The organism is Streptococcus gordonii (assembly GCF_001553855.1).
Taxonomy (GTDB): Bacteria; Bacillota; Bacilli; order Lactobacillales; family Streptococcaceae; genus Streptococcus; species Streptococcus gordonii.
Window position 1 is genome coordinate 209,321 of the sequence record NZ_LQWV01000001.1, and the last position, 16,873, is coordinate 226,193.

Here is a 16,873-nt window from a genome sequence, read left to right on the forward strand (position 1 = left end):
GAGGAAATTATATGTACAATAAAGTCATTATTATCGGTCGTTTGACGGCCACACCAGAATTGCACAAAACTAGCAATGAAAAATCTGTCACACGCGCAACAATTGCTGTTAACCGTCGTTTTAAGGATCAAAACGGTGAACGCGAAGCAGACTTTATCAATATTGTCCTTTGGGGCAAATTGGCTGAGACTCTAGCTAGTTATGCCAGCAAAGGAAGCTTGATCTCTCTGGACGGCGAACTACGGACCCGTCGTTATGAAAAAGACGGTGTGACTCACTATGTCACAGAAGTCCTTGGACATGGTTTCCAGCTTCTTGAAAGTCGTGCCCAGCGGGCTATTCGTGAAAATAATTCTGGAGCCGATTTGGCTGACCTAGTCTTGGAAGAAGAGGAGCTTCCTTTCTAAAACTCCCACTTTTCCTTTCTTTTCTATTAAGAACCTTGGCTGAATAGCCTTGGTTTTTTTATTGTTCTATTTAAAATTTTTTCTTCTGATTGGTTCTTTTTATTTGTCCTCAGATACTACTTTTGCTCCCCAAAATGTCTCTTTTTTGTTATAATGCTTAGCAGAGGTAAAAATGAAAATGAAAAAAATTGCTTTTGATTCTGACAAATACTTAAACCTGCAGCGCGACCATATCTTGGAGCGCATTAATCAATTTGAGGGCAAATTGTACATGGAATTCGGCGGTAAAATGCTGGAAGACTTCCATGCTGCCCGTGTCCTGCCAGGCTATGAGCCGGACAATAAAATCAGACTACTCAAAGAGCTCAAGGACCAAGTAGAGATTGTCATTGCTATCAATGCCAACAACATTGAACACTCTAAGGCGCGTGGCGATTTGGGCATTTCCTACGACCAGGAAGTGCTGCGACTAATCGATACATTTAACGAGCTGGATATTTATGTAGGCTCAGTGGTCATCACCCAGTATTCCGGTCAGCCAGCAGCTGACCTCTTCCGCAGCCAGCTGGAAAAGAATGGCATCGCCTCCTACATCCACTACCCAATTAAGGGCTATCCGACCGACATGGACCATATCATCTCGCCTGAAGGTATGGGGAAAAACGACTACATCAAAACCAGCCGTAATCTAGTCGTAGTAACCGCACCTGGTCCTGGTTCTGGTAAATTGGCAACTTGCTTGTCCAATATGTACCACGACCAAATCAATGGTATCAAATCAGGCTACGCCAAGTTTGAAACCTTCCCCGTTTGGAATCTGCCCCTACACCATCCGGTCAATTTAGCTTATGAGGCAGCGACGGCAGACCTCGACGATGTCAACATGATTGATCCTTTCCACCTGCAAACCTACGGAAAAACCACAGTCAACTACAACCGTGATATCGAAATTTTCCCAGTCCTCAAGCGTATGCTGGAGCGCATCCTAGGCAAATCACCTTATGCTTCTCCAACGGACATGGGCGTCAACATGGTCGGCTTTGCCATTGTAGATAATGATGCGGCTATCGAGGCATCTCAACAAGAAATCATCCGTCGCTACTACCAGACGATTCTGGACTTCAAGGCAGAGCGCGTTTCTGAATCTGCTGTCAAGAAAATCGAACTCTTGATGAATGACCTAGGCATCACACCGCTGGACCGTAAGGTAACAGTTGCTGCGCGTGCCAAGGCTGAAAGCACTGGTGAGCCAGCTCTAGCCTTGGAATTGCCAAACGGTGAAATCGTAACTGGTAAAACCTCTGAACTCTTTGGTCCTACGGCTGCTGTATTGATTAATGCCATTAAGAAATTAGCCCATATTGCTAAAGAAACCAAGCTGATTGAGCCTGAGTATGTCAAGCCAATCCAAGGCCTGAAAATCAATCATCTGGGCAGCCGCAATCCGCGCCTCCACTCAAACGAAATCTTGATGGCTCTAGCTATCACAGCCATGGAAAATCAAGATGCTGCGCATGCTATGCAACAACTCGGCAATCTCAAGGGCAGCGAGGCCCACTCCACCGTCACTCTGACTGATGAAGACAAAAACGTCCTGCGCAAACTAGGCATCCATGTTACAATGGACCCCGTTTACCAGTATGATCGACTTTATAGAAAATAAAAAACAAGCTCTGTTAAAAGCTTGTTGAGAAAGCTGGCTCTGCCAGCTTTTTTTAATAACGCTTAGATAGGAGAAAGCGCAAGAGATAGTAAAGTCCCAAAACCAGGATAATGGTCACGGTCAGAAACTGATTGAGACTTAAGATGATTGGGAAAATCATGGACAGAACACTCAAGCACGCTACCAGTAGCAAAAGGATATTAAAAAGTAGAGTGCGAGTCTTTTCGTCAATCATGCGATTGCGCTCATCAGTCACCTGAATGTAGAGCTTCTCAAAATTTTCCTCCCGTCTTAGGGCAAGATTATACCGAATAGTCATCAAAGAAAGCCCCAGCAGGATGCCGACCATGACTCCTTCCTGCCGATCATTCAGAGAATGAAAGTGGCTCCAGGCCAATCCTACCAAGATGATAAAGGTTAAGATACGTCCCACGATAACTTTCTTTTGAAGTTTTTTTCGAAATTCTTGTTTAGTTAATGTTTCCATGTCGGCCTCCTATTTTTCATACGCTTGAAAAATTTTCAAGATCAGCACAATCAAGATCATTCCCACAATAGGCAGGATTTCCTTAGGAATAAAATCGAACTGTAAATGAAGAAAGATCAAGACAAGGACTACTAAGAAACCTAGTCCCCATTTGAGCATATAAGTCCATTTCATGATTCATCCTCCTCAAAGAGAAACACTTCTTCAATCCTTAAATTAAAAAAGGATGCAATTTTATGAGCCAAAAGGAGCGAAGCATTGTAGCGGCCTTTTTCCAAAGAAATAATTGTTTGTCTCGTGACCTCTAGCTTCTCAGCCAGTTCTTCCTGGCTGAGATTTTTTCTTTTTCGTAATTCTTGAATTCGATTTTCCAAGGCTGCCTCCTTTCCATAATGTAAAACAAACTTTACTTTTCAAATATAGTATAGTCTCCTTTACATCTTTTGTCAAGAAGAAAGCGGCAAAAAAGACTAAAATGTTTAAAGTTTCAGTCCTTTTTGTTTGACTCTAATTCGTTTAATGTTGTAGTAATTAATATAGTCTACAAAAGCTGTTCCATTTGGTTAGGTGACTTAAGTCTATTCATAACCATAAAACTTTTCGGATTTCATAATAAAATACCCCAAAGTTAGGTTTTTTCTGTCTAACTTTTGGGGTGCAGAGTATAGGTTTGTCCATTTACGGTCATTTCCCCTTCGGTAAATCTTCTACCTTAACAAAGTCAATGCGTCGGCTATCAAAGTCTTTTTGGTTAAAAATGGGGTGGATATAGAATCCCACTTCAGCTAATTCGTCTCCGTAATAGCATTGCTCTGTTTGTTGGCAATAGTAGAGACTGCTTGCTTCTAAGCCCTTAACTTTTAAAATTTGTAGAGCTGGAGCCGCATGACTAAGGACCGTTGTATAAATCACCATAGCCTGATTTTTGTCTTGTGATACCAACTGCCAAGCACAAGCATTGGTCTCAAAAGGACTAGTCAATCGTGTAAAGGTTCCATACTGAAGGAGCTGACGATTCTTCTTATAGAAGGCAATTTGGTCTTTAATGATTGCTTTTTCTTCTGAACTTAACTGTCTTGGATCTAATTCATATCCAAAGGCTCCTGTCATGGCAATATTAAAGCGAGTCTCCATGCTGGTTATACGCCCATTTTGATGATTAGGTACAGCAGACACATGGGCGCCCATGCTAGAAACTGGGTATGCCAAGCTAGTACCGTATTGAATTTTTAGGCGAGCAATAGCATCACTATTGTCACTAGTCCAAATTTGCGGCATATAGTGGAGTATGCCCATATCAAAACGGCCACCGCCACCAGAACAGCCCTCAAAGAGGATATGAGGAAAGACTCTTAGCAAATGTTCGAAAATCCGGTAAAGATTTAACACATATCGATGAGCCACCTCGCCATGATTGCTAATATTTCCAGTCGCATAAATATCACTGAGATAACGGTTCATATCCCACTTGACATAGGAAATATCCACTGTCCTTAAAATAGTTGACAAGGTTTCAATCACATAATCGGTGACATCATCACGACTAAGGTTTAGGACAAATTGGGAACGACTAGTCGCAGCCTCATACCCTGGATGATGAAGGTACCAATCAGGGTGAGCTTCAAAAAGTTGACTAGACCGTGAAATCATTTCAGGTTCGAACCACAAACCAAAGTCTAAATTCTTACTCTTAGCATAGGTAGCTAGGGCCTGCAAGCCACCCTGTAGCTTGTCCTCATTGACAAACCAATCTCCTAAAGAAGTTTGGTCGTCTTCTCGCTGTCCAAACCAGCCATCATCAAGGACAAAGAGCTCCATCCCCAGTTGACTAGCCTCATCCATCAAGCCTTTGATGCTATCTGTGTCAAAATCAAAATATGTGGCTTCCCAGTTATTGATAAGAATAGGACGTTCCTTATCCTTCCATGCCCCTCGTGTCAAATGCTTATGTACTACTGTATGGAAGATCTGGGACATCCTGTTAAGGCCTTGGTCTGAATAAACCATTACAACTTCAGGAGTGGTAAAAGACTCTCCTGCAGACAAATGCCAAACAAAGTCATAACCATTAATCCCCATAGTCAAGCGGACTTGCTGGTATTGGTCTACTTCGATGGTTTCTTCGTGATTACCTGAATAGACTAAAGCAAAACCATAGGCCTGCCCCTGATTCTCAGTCGTATCATTCTTAACCAAGGCAACAAAGGGATTTTCCTGATGGCTACTGGTTCCACGCTTACTGTCAAAGGTATGTATCCCTCGAACGAGAGGGTCCCTCTGCAATTGACGTTCATTACCCCAAGCACCTGGTAGATGGATAGATTCCCATTTGTCCGCTGGAAAATCCAGACTAAGACTAGACAATTTGTGAATAACCACCTCATCTCTGCCCTCATTGACCACGATATGACTACGGGTAATAACAGATAGCTGCTCAAAAATACTGTAACGTAGATGGAGAGCTAGCTGGCGATACTTATCTTTAAGGCAGATGTCCAAAGTCTCAACAGGATTTTCCTCTGAAGCAAAGGTCGCAGGAAGCCCTCCCAAGTCAGGCTTGCCCTTATAAATTTCGTAAGAATCATAGCGAAAATCAGTTTGATGAGAGCCATCCGACCCTGCTATATCAAGGCTTGGCACCCGAAAATCACCACCACCAAAACTACTGATTTCCTGTAAAAGGGTATCTCTAGAATAGACACGTTTCTTGTCCTCCTCAAAGTTAAAGGAGAAAGAGCGCTCAAAGCGGGGATAGTGACGCCCACCGTGATAACCTGAAACAGCCTTACCATAATAAAGCTGGGCCAAAAGTCCCTTTTCCTCCACACCAATAATATAGGAAACCTGACCGTTGGTCAGATGAAAAATCTGCTTATCGGCATCAAAATAAATCATATCAACTCCTAAATCATCAAGTCATAGATCGTCATGTCGAGTTCAGCATCTGCTCCTTCAATCACTGTATAGACCTGCTCATCACCTGGGAAGATACGGCTTGAAGCTACTTCTTGCCCACCATTCACAAAAATCTCTAGGGATGAGCGATCCAGATAAATATCCAAATCAAGTTGCTGACCCAAATCCTCCAAAAGCACGCGCTGGCTGCCATACTCCTCTGCTAGAGGAGCACCTGCCTGGCTACGGTCTAAAATTATCTCTTTTCTATCGTAATCTAAGATCAATTTGGTTCCCAAACGACCATCTTGACTGGCTGTAAGTTTAATCACCACTTGCCCTCTTTCTTCCGCCTTGGTCACTGAAAACTGAAGATTGGTTTTAAAACCAGTCATGAATACCTTGCCCTCTGAAGCATTAATATTTTTAGACAATATTTCTTTACGATAATTGTCCAATTCCGGCAAAGGTTTTTGAATCAACTTGTCCCCATCTAAGAAAAGCTCACGTGGCATAGTCAAGCAACCACAATAAGCATAGTCTTCTGTTGGGTAGTTAATATCTGGTAGACCCATCCAAGAAAAGAGAATTGTACGACCTCCAGCCTGCATGACATGGGCTGCATAAAAATCAAAGCCACGATCAAGCTCCACAAAATTTTTCTGATCGGTCAGACGCAAATTTTCCTTATCTATGTGATTCCCCACCACATAACCCGTCTGATAGATATTGTGGTAATAATTCCCCTCTGGTGCTAGTCCTTGAGGGGAAAAGAGGAGAATCCCCTTATCATCCATTTCAAAATAGTTAGGACACTCCCACATATAACCAAAATCCTGGTAAGGAGTCCCCACTTCACCTAGAATAGACCAGTCAAAGCCATCAAGTGAGTGCATGACCAGACTTGTACCAGTTTTGTCTTGACGTTGGGCACCAATAACCGCATAATAATGACCATCTTTCTTCCATAGTTTTGGATCCCGGAAATGGTCCGTGTAGCCTTCTGGGTAACCGATAATAGCTGGTGGTGTCACCTTGGAGAGATGACCTGCCTTATCCATGAGTGCCACAACTTGATAAGGGATTCGCTCGTTATTGGCATCACGAGTATTACCAGTATAAAAGATACGCATGACATCACCGTCAGCGATGGCTGATCCTGAGTAGGCTCCATGGGTTTCATAGACAGTATCTGTCTGCAAGCCCACTCCTGCATCTTCCCAAGTAATCATGTCATATGACACCAGATGATACCAGCCTTGAAACCAGCTGTCCTCGCTATAAGCGAGAGGGCTCCATTGATGAAAGAGATGATATTTCCCATCAAAGAAACAAACACCATTAGGATCGTTAACATAGCCCATGTCACCTTCCACATGGAAGCTTTGACGATAAGGGCACACTGCCACACAATCAGCCAATGATGCTGTTAATTGAGAAGGAATATCACGGTATTGATGATATTTCTTCATGTGATATTAATCCTTTTCTTTCCAGAATTTTGCAAAGACGACTGTTAAAATGGCACCTGTAACAATGGCAATCAAGTGAGCAATAATGTAGTTAAGATGGCCATGATTTGCCCCATCTACGATAGTGAAACCAGGAATAGCTGTCGCACCGAAACCAACTGCGGTCAACTTAGACAGGTAAACATAACCACTTGAAATAGCGCCTGCGATACAGCCAGCAATCAATGGGTAACGGTATTTGACAGTCACACCAAATAGAGCAGGCTCAGAAATCCCAAATAGAGTTGAAGTGAACGCTGAAACGGCCATTGATCGTTTGTTACTGTCCTTGTGATTAAGGAAGAGATACCCCAGTACTGCACCACCTTGCCCCATCATGGCAACAGATAAGAGCGGATTGAGCAAATCACGACCTGTATCTTGTAGCAACTGAGTCTCGATAGCCCCAAAGGTATGGTGAAGACCCGTAATAACGATAATTTGTTGGATACCACCAAAAATCATATAACCAAAGATACCCAAGTGTTCAACCATCCACAATAAACCTGCTGTCAATCCAAATCCCATAGAACGACCAACTGGACCAATAATGGTAAAGAGCAAGAATGACGAGATCAAAATGGTCAACATAGGAGATAAAACAAACTTAAGCATATCGGGCAAAATTTTGTTAAATTTCTTATCTAGGAAGGCAACAATGTAACCAATTAGAAGGGCAATGATAATCCCGCCTTGGAAACCAACTAGCTCAACATTGAGGCCAAAGACATTGGCGATTTCTGCTTGAGCTGTTCCACCCGCTACTGCATAGGCATCTGACAAGTTTGGGTGAATCATAACAGCTCCAATAGCCAAACCAAGGGAAGCACGTCCTCCAAAACGTTTGGTCGCTGAGTAAGCTACAATCATTGGTAAGAGCGCAAAAATTCCTGATGAAGCAATGCTTACAATACGATTGAAACCAGCCAGACCAGGCACATACTCAACGATGGACTTGGCCCCAAAGAGGTCCTTGGTCGTTAAGAGTGATGACAATCCCATAAGAAGCGCTGCAGCCAAGATACATGGCATAATTTCAATAAAGACATCTGACAAGGCCTTCATAAAACGTTGCAAAGGATTCTGGTAATCCTGACTAGACTCATCATCAATCTTACTATCACTATTAATACCAATATAGCTTGAAAATTCGTCATAGATATTATTGACTAGACCAGCGCCAAAGATCATCTGCAACTGGTCACCCGCTACGAAAACCCCCTTAACTAGACGGATATTTTCCAAACCTTCCATGTCAGCTTTTTTATTATCCTTTAGGACCAAACGCAAGCGAGTGGCACAATGTGTCACGTTAGAAATATTGTCACGCCCACCAACTAATTTTTCAATTTGTTCACTGATGTCTTGATATTGAGCCATCTGAACAACCTCCTTGTTTGTTTTACTTAGTTATAGTTTACCCTTTCACTTAGTTAAAATAAATGGTAAAATGTAGACAAGATCAGTCGATTTGTAGGAAGATTTTATGAATTTTTTATTTAACAATACCAATACCAATCCCTATCTAAGTGTGTATACAGTTGGTTATGAAGAAACCCAACCCTCCCACAGTTATGGCCCTGCTGTTCGAAGTGGTTATATGTTGCATTATATCTACAAGGGCAGAGGTACCTTTACCTGTCAAGGTAAGATTTACAGCCTAAAGGCAGGCGACTTTTTCTTTATCTCACCTCAAGCTACTATCCAATACCAGGCCCACGAAACAGATCCCTGGGCCTACTACTGGTTTGGCTTTCGTGGAGATTTAGCCCAACACTACCTCAAAGATACCGCCATTTCTAGCAACAATCCTGTCTTTTCTAATAATGACCCCATCAAGAGTCTCATGAACAAGCTAATTGAAATTTCTCTAATTTCTGAAAGTAATGACATCATGCTCAATGCTTGTCTTTTGGAAATCCTCAACCAACTCAATTCAGACTTTCCTTCCCAAAACAAAAAGGTGGCCCAAGCTACCCATAACCTCATCGTTGCCAAAGCTATTAGCTTTATGACCAATAACTACGAAACCAATATCCGTATAACTGACATCGCCAATCACCTTGCTATCGACCGCACCTATCTCCATCGCCTCTTTGTACAGGAAATCGGGCAAGCTCCCAAAACCTTTCTCACCAATATTCGCCTTCGTAAAGCCAAAGAACTCCTCAGAAGTACCAAACTCCCCATCAAAAATATCGCCTACTCAATCGGTTTTGAAGATAGCGGTAATTTTTCCAAACTTTTCAAGCACGAATTTGGCATGAGTCCTGGGGATTTTAGGAAAAAATTGACTTAATATATACTGACCCCAAAAGTTAGACAATTTATTTAAGCAAAGGATTTAGTTCTGTATTGTACAGGACTAAGTCCTTTTCTACCATTTGTCAAGTATATCAAGGTATTTGGTGAAAAATAGTTTGAGTTCCATAGTCAAACTAAGGGAATTGTCTTTTTTTGAACTAAAGTTTAGTGTAAAAAGTGTACACTAAACCAATACCTCATCTGGTGATTTTTTGATAAGGCGTTACAATAATATGTCATAAACAATTTTACCGATTTTGGGTAGAAGTATAATCGTAAAGTTTGTTATGCGTTATAAGGTAATACATTGTTCTAACATAACGAAAAAGTAGTGAGTACTTTCTCCCGTCGGAGATTTCCTCACTACTAATCTTAGTATGTTTTAGTATCTTTATTAACTTCCTTTGTTATTTGCTTTCCAAAGCTACGGTCAATTCGACACAGGCTCCTCCTTGGTCTGGATTGAGCAGGGTCAGACGACCACCGTGCAGGAGAGCTACCTGCTTAGAAAAGGCTAGGCCGATTCCATGATGGGGATTAGCTGAATTGCGGCTTTGGTCACTCTGGTAAAAGAGTTGTTCTGCTCCCAGCAGCATCTCCTCTGAAAATGCAGGACCATTGTTCCAGATAGAAAAAACCAACTGGTCCTGCTGCACTGATACCGTTAGCTTGACTTCCTTTTGATCCTGGTCTGCATGTTCAAGCGCATTCAGTAAGATATTGAGCAAAGCTCGCTTGAGATAGTCCAAATAAATTGACAAAATCAGACTAAGATCACAATCTTCTTGGAGGTAGAAACGATAGCTTTCCTGTTTGCTGAACAGTGCCCAGTCGTCCTGTAGAAAAGCCAAAAAGTCCCCTAAGGAAAGCTGACTGAACTGATTAGAATCAATCTGAAAAGTCTTAGCGTAATCAATCAAAGAGCCACAATACTCTTCCATCTTGTGACTGGCCTGCAAAATCTCAGCAGCATAGTCTGCCTGTGGCTGGCTCAACTGCGCCAACTCCAAGAGCTCAGCATTCCCTTTAATCACAGTTAGGGGCGTCTTCAAATCGTGCGATGTCGCTGATAGCTGTAAAATCAACTCCTGATTATGATGCTGCTCTCTTTCTAGAAGACGAGCATTTTCTTGGTGGCTGCTCCGTAAATCGCTATAAACTTCGAGCATTTCCTCGATCCGAAAAAACTGGCTTTGATTTTCTTCTAAAAGCTTCTTGCTCGTTAGCATTTTTATTTCCCTATCGATTTTTCGGAGCAATTTCAAAATATGATAAAAAGTAATCAGCAGCAAGCTCCCCGCCCAAAAGAACAAGGTGAAAAGAACGTGATCACTTCCTTGCGTAAATTCATAACCTATAAGCACAAAAATCAAAACATGGAAAAAGACGATTTTTAAACTGGTTGTCCAGACTAGGCTTTTGAAATTTCGGGTTCTAATTGCCATCTATAGCCTACTCCTCTCACTGTCGCGATTGCTTGCAGCCCTTCTTTTTTACATTTTTGACGAATCTGATATACGTATTCTGATATGGAGCGAAGCTGTGTTTCTGAGCTTTCTGGGTAAAGTAAGGTGTGCAGGCGTTCAGCTGAAAAGGTCTGCTTGGGATTGCTAGCTAGTAAATGTAGCAACTTAAACTCTCGCTCTGAAAATTTCAAGACTTTACCAGAACAGGCAACTTCGTAGCGCTCTGGATAAAATTGACAAGAAGCAATTTCAGAATATCGCTCCTCACGTCTTTCCTCCCGCCGAAGATGAGCTCTGACACGCGCCAGCAATTCTTTGGTCCCAAAAGGTTTGACAATATAGTCATCTGCTCCGCGAAAGAGCCCTTCCACCTTGTCCGCCTCCAACTCCTTAGCCGTCAGAAAGATGATGGGACACGAAAGATGAGGACGAATGTAGGAACACAGCTCAAAACCATTAACAGGCTCCATCATCACATCCAGCAGAATCAAGTCATATCCGACAAAATGTGTCAGCTCTAGCTCTTCTATCCGATCAAGCGTCGTCACATCATAAGCATCGAGCTCTAGGACGTTTTTCACTAGCTTCAAAATGCTCCGGTCGTCATCAACCACCAAAATACGATACTGTCTCATGATTTCCATTATAGCATACCTCTAGCGAACATCTCGTTTCAAGGTTAAGAATGTAGCAGAGCTCCAAACCAAAGCTAACCATAACAGCTGTGTTCCCAGCCCTGATAGATCTATTGAATGCTGAAGCCCTTCATACTCAAAAAGATTTAGCGTAGCCAGATCGGGCAGGTATTTTGCTTCCTTGATGAACGTTGCCAATAAACGGCTGAGACCAATCAAGAGAGGAAAGAGCACCGACACCGGCACAACCCAAGATTGAAAGAGCAAAGCGAGGCCGCCAGTTAAAAAAGCCAGAAAAAGATTGCTGAGAAGACCAAAAAAGTTGTAATAAAGGAATTTCCCCAGTAAGGACCAGCTAAAGTCTAGGTCAAAACGAGCCAGCATAACAAGGAAACAGCTGCCTATCATGATACTGTAGAGGATCAAGAGCAGCAAGAACAGAAAAAGGATTTTCCCAGCCAACCAAGCCCTTCTATTTGATACGGTTAGAAAATTCGTTCGCATCCCAGACTTGACAAACTCCTGGGCAAAATAGAGGGAAGTAAAGATGACGATGACAGGCTGTGCCAGATAGAGGGCATGCAAAGCCTCACTCAGAGCCTTTGTTTGGCCAACTGCTGTTTGACTGTAGTCAAGATTCATTAGAAAAAATGGAACGACTCCCAGAGCCACCAAGGCTGCACCAAGAGCGAGATAGTAAGAACGGAACTTAATCCATTCGCTTCTAAGTAGAGCTTTTATCATCAGTATCGCCCTCCTAAATCCGTCTTCAAAAAGCGCAGAGAGGTCATACCGCCGATGACTAGTAACCATGCACCAAGTATCAACAGTCCTTGCAAGGGATTGTTGGCATATTGAGAAGTTGGCGTTGCAGCAAACAACTCTCCTGCAGGCTGTGGCAAATAAGCTCCCCAAGTCGTGTGGGTAGCTAGGTAGTTTCCCAGATTATAGATCTGGGGAACAAGAAAGAGTAAGGGAAGCAACATCGTCCGCCCAAGCAATCCCAATAAAAATGACAGGAGACCCAACAATGCAGTAGCTAGTGCCTTCCATAAAAGATGACTCCAGGCAGCTTGATTAAGTAAAATTGGATGTAGCCCTTCTTTTCCTAAAGCCAAGTGCATGACAATATAGCTCAAATAAATGGACAACAAGCTAATGATGAGTGAAAACAAGCCAAAGGTCAATATTTTCCCCATAAGTAGCTTCAAGCGGTTATTACAAGCCAATAGACTGGTTCGCAAGCTATGAGACTGAAATTCCGTTGCTCCCAAAATTCCAGCTAAGATGACTAAAACCATACCACCCATAGAAGCGCCATTAAGACCTAGATATTCCAGCGGATCAATAACTTCTGCCAGACCGGGAACCGTCTCGGGGGTCGCATCTAAACCGATAGACAGATACTGGCGTCCCTCTAGCCATGACACAACAGGTACCAATAACAGCATAAAGACCACACTTACCCTGAAAGCCTTGGTTGATTGGATTTTCAACCACTCTGAATGCAATAAGGACATCGTTTCTTTCATCTTAAACCTCCTCTGTTAAGTCGAAGAAGAGCTCTTCTAAACTATCTGTTCCTTGTAATACATCCTCTAGCGTTCCCTGTTCGATAATTTGCCCATGATGAATCAAGACTACATCATCTGTTACCATTTGTACCTCAGACAGGATATGAGAGGATAGAAGGACGGTTTTCCCTAAATCAGCCTGCTGGCGAATGAACTTTCTAAACCACTTAATCCCACTTGGATCCAGTCCATTGGTTGGCTCATCTAATATTAGAAACTGAGGATCACCTAGTAAAGCTACTGCCAACCCCAAGCGCTGCCCCTCTCCTAGAGATAGGCTTGATAAGAAGTCCTTTTTCTTATGAGTAATTCCAGTCATTTCCAATACCTCATCAATCCGAAACTTTGGAATGGCATTACTTGCAGCAATAATATGCAGATGGTCATAAACCTTTCGATTTGGCAGACCACCAATACCGTCAAAGGCTGCACCTACCGTTTTGAGCGGATAAATCATTGACTGATAGGTTTGTCCATCAAAAGTCGCAGTCCCAGAGGTCGCTCGATCTAATCCCAAAAGAATCCTCAAAGTCGAGCTTTTCCCTGCACCATTATGCCCTAGAAAAGCCGTAATGCGACCACTCCTAGCTGTAAAAGAAATATCCTTTAAAATTTGCTTGTCTCCATATTTTTTAGAAACACGATCAATTTTTACAATATGTTCCATACTGAACTCCTTTTCTTTATTTGACTTTATTTTACAATGGCAAGTTCAGAAGAAAATCAGACAAGAAAAAAACTTGCCTTGCGACAAGCTTCTTTTCTCATTTTTCGACTGCATCCCAGAGCTGGCGGATGCTTTTTTTCTGCACGGGGTCGACAAAATGTGGAGCGATTTCCACCAGAGATTGCAAGACAAAAGCCCGCTCAGCCACATAAGGATGAGGAACAATCAAGCTTGGACTGTATATCTCTTCTTGTCCTATGTAAAGGATATCCAGATCAATCACGCGCGGTCCCCATTTGATCTCCCGCACGCGTCCTAAATCCGCTTCAATAGCCAAGAGCGTCTGCATCAACTCCTCAGGATTGAGCCAGGTTTCAACTTCAACAACTTGATTGAGAAACGGATCCTGCTCAACTCCACCCCAGGGCTCTGTCTCGATACGACTTGATGCCTGCAAAATCCTTATATTTTGCTCAGCCATTTTTTCCAAAGCAGCATCCAGATTGGTAGCTGAGCTACCCTGATTGCTACCCAGAGCGACAAAGACTTTCCGCTTTTGACGAACTAGCTTGACTGAGCATGTGTCCAAAGGTAGAGGAACAGGAGCCCAAGGTTTCTTGACCTCTAAACTGACTTTCTCAACCAGGTAATAGGATTGAAAAATCTTGCCAATCAGCTGATAAGCCAGCGTTTCAATCAAATCTTCCTTGCTTTCCTGACACCACTTAACTAGCTCCTGAGCCAGCTCGCCATAGTGGATAGAAGCTGTCAGGTCGCCTGTTTTGGCAGCCCGAGTCATATCATAGTCCAAAATCAGATCCAGAACAAAACGCTGGCCCAATTCTTTTTCAGCCGCAAAAACCCCATGATAAGCATAGACTTCCAAATCTTTAATTCTTAACTGATCCATCTATTTCCTCTTTCTTTGTCAATATATAAGCTCTAACTTGAGCTAAAAAATACAAGGAGCCAGTAATCAGAAGTACCTCTCGATCCTTATATGCATCTTGTAAATAGCTATCTACATACTGCTTCCAAGGTTGATAGATTAGCTCCATTTGGGAGGCTTGTCTCTTCATTTCCTCTTCAGAAACTGCTCGCTCATCCGCAAAAGATGTCAATGTGACAGATACATCTGCTTGAGCAAACAACTGCAACATCTCATCTAGTGCTTTGGTCCGAATACAGGTAAATAAAATCTTCTTATCTTTTGAAGCAAAGCGTTCTTGGAAGGAAGCTAGTAGAGGACTCAAAGCATGCGGATTATGGGCCCCATCTAAAAAAATCAGAGGTTGGTCCAAAATTTTTTCCATCCTAGCTGGCCAAGCAACTGCTAGAAGTCCACGGCCGATTTCTTCTTTTGTCAGAAGAGGCAAACCCTTTTGTTGGCAGTATAGATCACAAATCTCAATAGCCAAGGCCGCATTATCTGTTTGATAAGATCCTAGGAGTGATGTTTGGTAAATACTGTAGTCTCTCCATTTATTTTCCAGTGAAAAGACTTCGCCAGTTTCTTCACTTCCAAGCCAGTCAACCTGATAGGACTGTCCATACAAATATGTTGGAGCCAGTTTACTTGTTGCCACGCGCTGGATAACTTCCAGGGCTGCCCTATCAATCTTACCAGTGACTATTGGAATTGAAGTCTTGATGATTCCAGCTTTCTGCTCTGCTATTTCCCCAAGGGTGGACCCCAAAAGAGCCATATGATCCAAACCAATCGTACTAATCGCAGTAAGATCCGGCTGACAAACATTTGTTGAGTCTAGAAGCCCGCCCATGCCTACCTCTACGATCGACACATCCACTTCTTCCTGAGCAAAATAATCATAGGCCAAGGCCGTGATAATTTCAAACTCAGTCACTCCCTTGAAAGCCGAATGATGTCCTTGATGGACAAACAAATCTTTATAAATCTGCAAGAGCTGGTTCAACTTTTGATTAGAAATAGCCTGTCCGTTTATAGCAATTTGCTCATTATAAGAAACAATATACGGAGAGGTAAAGGTTCCAACTCGTAAACCTCTCAACTGAAGAAGTTCTCGAAGAGTCGCAATCGTTGACCCCTTGCCATTGGTTCCTGCTATATGAATGACTGAAAGTTGCTTATGAGGATCTCCTCGATGAGCCAGCAGGGCTTCCATTCGTTCTAGGCCAAAGTTCGGAGTATCCGTCCGATAGTTTGCAATCCAGCTCAAATCTGGTTTTTCGTTTCTATCTATCATCTTATTTGTATTGTCCCAAGGTTAAATCTTCAGCGCGGTTAGCTAAACGAATCGCATCACCAATCTCCACCGCCATTTTATGATAAGGAATATCGTGAACTCGTAGCATTTCTACCCCTTGACTGGCCGCAATACTGGTCAAATGACTGGAAGCTATATCACGGTTTTGGTAGCCCAAATCTGTCTCTGGATCAACCTCAATGCCTGCTTCTTCCAGTATATTCACAACAAAGCGCTTACGAGAAACGCCAAGAAAGATTGGAAAACCAGCCCGATGAATATCTTCCAGATGCTGTAACAGAATTAGGTTTTCTCGCTTGGTCAGACCAAAACCGATACCTGGATCCAGCATAAGACTGTTCTTCTCTATTCCTGCCGCTTTTGCTCTAGCCAAGGACTTATCAAAAAAGGCCCACATTAAATCTACAATATCTGAATGAGCAAATCTTGATAATTCCTGGTCTGTGAAAACATCTTGAAAGCCAAACTTGGGAAAGATCAATGAGCTAGCATGGTGAGGTCGAGCCATAACTGGATTGAACATCAGAATAGCTCCCGCAGAAGACTCAGCCACCACTTGCGCCATTCCTTCATCTCCTAAAAATCCAGTGATATCATTAACAATATCTGCACCGGATGCTAGGGCTGCTTTTGCTACAGACGCCTTCCAAGTATCGACCGAAATCAAGACATCACTTTGCTTGCGAATAGCCTCAATCACTGGAACCACTCGCTCGATCTCTTCTTCAATCTCAATATAATGGCTACCGGGTCTCGTGGACTCCCCTCCAATGTCCAACATCTGGGCACCTTCTTGAATCAGATACCTCGCTTGCTCTAAAGCAAATTCTACAGTGTTGTATTTGCCACCATCCGAAAAAGAATCTGGGGTTACATTAAGAATCCCGCACAAGCCTGTCTTACCGTCTGGGACTAGTCTTCGAACATCAATCTTTTTTTGAGCCATTTTATTTCTCTCACTAATTCTTAATTACTAACATTTTATCATATTTTCCTCAGAAAAAAGACGAGAAAATTT

The 16,873-nt window shown here is 42.6% G+C and carries 17 protein-coding genes and 1 pseudogene; 3 read left to right on the forward strand and 15 right to left on the reverse strand.

Going from position 1 to position 16,873, the window contains the following annotated elements:
- Positions 1-11: 11 nt before the first annotated feature.
- Together AWH02_RS00975 and AWH02_RS00980 are read left to right on the forward strand one after the other, a co-directional pair.
- Complete coding sequence (locus AWH02_RS00975; RefSeq protein WP_046164720.1) at positions 12-407, forward strand: single-stranded DNA-binding protein; 396 nt, start codon at positions 12-14, stop codon at positions 405-407.
- Between the two features lie 178 nt (positions 408-585).
- Entirely contained in the window at positions 586-2,070 is a 1,485-nt protein-coding gene (locus AWH02_RS00980; RefSeq protein ID WP_060553926.1) for a DUF1846 domain-containing protein, read from the forward strand.
- Between the two features lie 52 nt (positions 2,071-2,122).
- Here AWH02_RS00980 and AWH02_RS00985 read toward each other — a convergent pair whose 3' ends face one another.
- From AWH02_RS00985 to AWH02_RS01005, 7 genes and pseudogenes are all read right to left on the reverse strand, one after another.
- Positions 2,123-2,557 (reverse strand): hypothetical protein, encoded by a 435-nt coding sequence (locus AWH02_RS00985; protein ID WP_060553812.1) that lies wholly within the window; start codon positions 2,555-2,557, stop codon positions 2,123-2,125.
- A gap of 9 nt (positions 2,558-2,566) precedes the next feature.
- Positions 2,567-2,731: a hypothetical protein gene (locus AWH02_RS11055; protein WP_169791776.1), complete on the reverse strand. Its 165-nt coding sequence runs from the start codon at positions 2,729-2,731 to the stop codon at positions 2,567-2,569.
- Positions 2,728-2,931 carry a helix-turn-helix transcriptional regulator gene (locus tag AWH02_RS00990; protein WP_002901686.1) on the reverse strand — a complete coding sequence of 68 codons (204 nt, stop codon included), beginning with the start codon at positions 2,929-2,931 and terminating at the stop codon, positions 2,728-2,730. Before AWH02_RS00990 ends, AWH02_RS11055 begins: the two co-directional genes overlap by 4 nt.
- Positions 2,932-3,036: 105 nt before the next feature.
- Positions 3,037-3,171, reverse strand: a pseudogene (locus AWH02_RS11300) (IS3 family transposase); the annotation flags it as partial.
- 70 nt (positions 3,172-3,241) lie between these two features.
- A complete protein-coding gene (locus AWH02_RS00995) occupies positions 3,242-5,452 on the reverse strand; it encodes an alpha-galactosidase (protein ID WP_060553811.1) in 2,211 nt (736 codons plus the stop codon).
- Between the two features lie 8 nt (positions 5,453-5,460).
- Positions 5,461-6,924: a glycoside hydrolase family 32 protein gene (locus tag AWH02_RS01000; RefSeq protein WP_060553810.1), complete on the reverse strand. Its 1,464-nt coding sequence runs from the start codon at positions 6,922-6,924 to the stop codon at positions 5,461-5,463.
- 6 nt (positions 6,925-6,930) lie between these two features.
- Positions 6,931-8,343, reverse strand: coding sequence for a PTS transporter subunit EIIC (locus tag AWH02_RS01005; protein ID WP_060553809.1), 1,413 nt, complete (start codon positions 8,341-8,343; stop codon positions 6,931-6,933).
- 106 nt (positions 8,344-8,449) lie between these two features.
- Between AWH02_RS01005 and AWH02_RS01010 the strand changes: the two genes are divergently transcribed.
- Entirely contained in the window at positions 8,450-9,262 is an 813-nt protein-coding gene (locus tag AWH02_RS01010) for an AraC family transcriptional regulator (RefSeq protein ID WP_060553808.1), read from the forward strand.
- Positions 9,263-9,674: 412 nt separating this feature from the next.
- Here AWH02_RS01010 and AWH02_RS01015 read toward each other — a convergent pair whose 3' ends face one another.
- The 8 genes from AWH02_RS01015 to folP form a co-directional block, all read right to left on the reverse strand.
- Positions 9,675-10,712, reverse strand: coding sequence for a sensor histidine kinase (locus AWH02_RS01015; RefSeq protein WP_060553807.1), 1,038 nt, complete (start codon positions 10,710-10,712; stop codon positions 9,675-9,677).
- Positions 10,679-11,377 carry a response regulator transcription factor gene (locus AWH02_RS01020; protein ID WP_060553806.1) on the reverse strand — a complete coding sequence of 233 codons (699 nt, stop codon included), beginning with the start codon at positions 11,375-11,377 and terminating at the stop codon, positions 10,679-10,681. The genes AWH02_RS01015 and AWH02_RS01020 overlap by 34 nt, the downstream gene beginning before the upstream one ends.
- Before the next feature lie 12 nt (positions 11,378-11,389).
- On the reverse strand, positions 11,390-12,112 hold the full coding sequence (locus AWH02_RS01025; protein WP_060553805.1) for a lantibiotic ABC transporter permease: 723 nt from the start codon (positions 12,110-12,112) through the stop codon (positions 11,390-11,392).
- Positions 12,112-12,900: a lantibiotic ABC transporter permease gene (locus tag AWH02_RS01030; protein ID WP_060553804.1), complete on the reverse strand. Its 789-nt coding sequence runs from the start codon at positions 12,898-12,900 to the stop codon at positions 12,112-12,114. Before AWH02_RS01030 ends, AWH02_RS01025 begins: the two co-directional genes overlap by 1 nt.
- A 1-nt stretch (position 12,901) precedes the next feature.
- Positions 12,902-13,609 (reverse strand): ABC transporter ATP-binding protein, encoded by a 708-nt coding sequence (locus AWH02_RS01035; protein WP_009443399.1) that lies wholly within the window; start codon positions 13,607-13,609, stop codon positions 12,902-12,904.
- Between the two features lie 97 nt (positions 13,610-13,706).
- A complete protein-coding gene (folK, locus tag AWH02_RS01040; protein ID WP_060553803.1) occupies positions 13,707-14,519 on the reverse strand; it encodes a 2-amino-4-hydroxy-6-hydroxymethyldihydropteridine diphosphokinase in 813 nt (270 codons plus the stop codon).
- Positions 14,500-15,831 carry a bifunctional folylpolyglutamate synthase/dihydrofolate synthase gene (locus tag AWH02_RS01045; RefSeq protein WP_060553925.1) on the reverse strand — a complete coding sequence of 444 codons (1,332 nt, stop codon included), beginning with the start codon at positions 15,829-15,831 and terminating at the stop codon, positions 14,500-14,502. Before AWH02_RS01045 ends, folK begins: the two co-directional genes overlap by 20 nt.
- A 4-nt stretch (positions 15,832-15,835) precedes the next feature.
- Entirely contained in the window at positions 15,836-16,801 is a 966-nt protein-coding gene (gene folP / locus AWH02_RS01050) for a dihydropteroate synthase (RefSeq protein WP_060553802.1), read from the reverse strand.
- Positions 16,802-16,873 lie beyond the last annotated feature (72 nt).

Excerpts from the sequence above, each read along its gene's own strand:
- AWH02_RS01015 (WP_060553807.1), bottom strand. The coding sequence starts at position 10,712 with ATGGCAATTAGAACCCGAAATTTCAAAAGCCTAGTCTGGACAACCAGT.
- AWH02_RS00975 (WP_046164720.1), top strand. The coding sequence starts at position 12 with ATGTACAATAAAGTCATTATTATCGGTCGTTTGACGGCCACACCAGAA.
- AWH02_RS01000 (WP_060553810.1), bottom strand. The coding sequence starts at position 6,924 with ATGAAGAAATATCATCAATACCGTGATATTCCTTCTCAATTAACAGCA.
- AWH02_RS11055 (WP_169791776.1), bottom strand. The coding sequence starts at position 2,731 with ATGAAATGGACTTATATGCTCAAATGGGGACTAGGTTTCTTAGTAGTC.
- AWH02_RS01025 (WP_060553805.1), bottom strand. The coding sequence starts at position 12,112 with ATGATAAAAGCTCTACTTAGAAGCGAATGGATTAAGTTCCGTTCTTAC.
- AWH02_RS01030 (WP_060553804.1), bottom strand. The coding sequence starts at position 12,900 with ATGAAAGAAACGATGTCCTTATTGCATTCAGAGTGGTTGAAAATCCAA.
- AWH02_RS00985 (WP_060553812.1), bottom strand. The coding sequence starts at position 2,557 with ATGGAAACATTAACTAAACAAGAATTTCGAAAAAAACTTCAAAAGAAA.
- AWH02_RS01020 (WP_060553806.1), bottom strand. The coding sequence starts at position 11,377 with ATGGAAATCATGAGACAGTATCGTATTTTGGTGGTTGATGACGACCGG.
- folP (WP_060553802.1), bottom strand. The coding sequence starts at position 16,801 with ATGGCTCAAAAAAAGATTGATGTTCGAAGACTAGTCCCAGACGGTAAG.
- AWH02_RS01005 (WP_060553809.1), bottom strand. The coding sequence starts at position 8,343 with ATGGCTCAATATCAAGACATCAGTGAACAAATTGAAAAATTAGTTGGT.
- AWH02_RS01035 (WP_009443399.1), bottom strand. The coding sequence starts at position 13,609 with ATGGAACATATTGTAAAAATTGATCGTGTTTCTAAAAAATATGGAGAC.
- AWH02_RS00980 (WP_060553926.1), top strand. The coding sequence starts at position 586 with ATGAAAAAAATTGCTTTTGATTCTGACAAATACTTAAACCTGCAGCGC.
- AWH02_RS00995 (WP_060553811.1), bottom strand. The coding sequence starts at position 5,452 with ATGATTTATTTTGATGCCGATAAGCAGATTTTTCATCTGACCAACGGT.
- AWH02_RS01010 (WP_060553808.1), top strand. The coding sequence starts at position 8,450 with ATGAATTTTTTATTTAACAATACCAATACCAATCCCTATCTAAGTGTG.
- folK (WP_060553803.1), bottom strand. The coding sequence starts at position 14,519 with ATGGATCAGTTAAGAATTAAAGATTTGGAAGTCTATGCTTATCATGGG.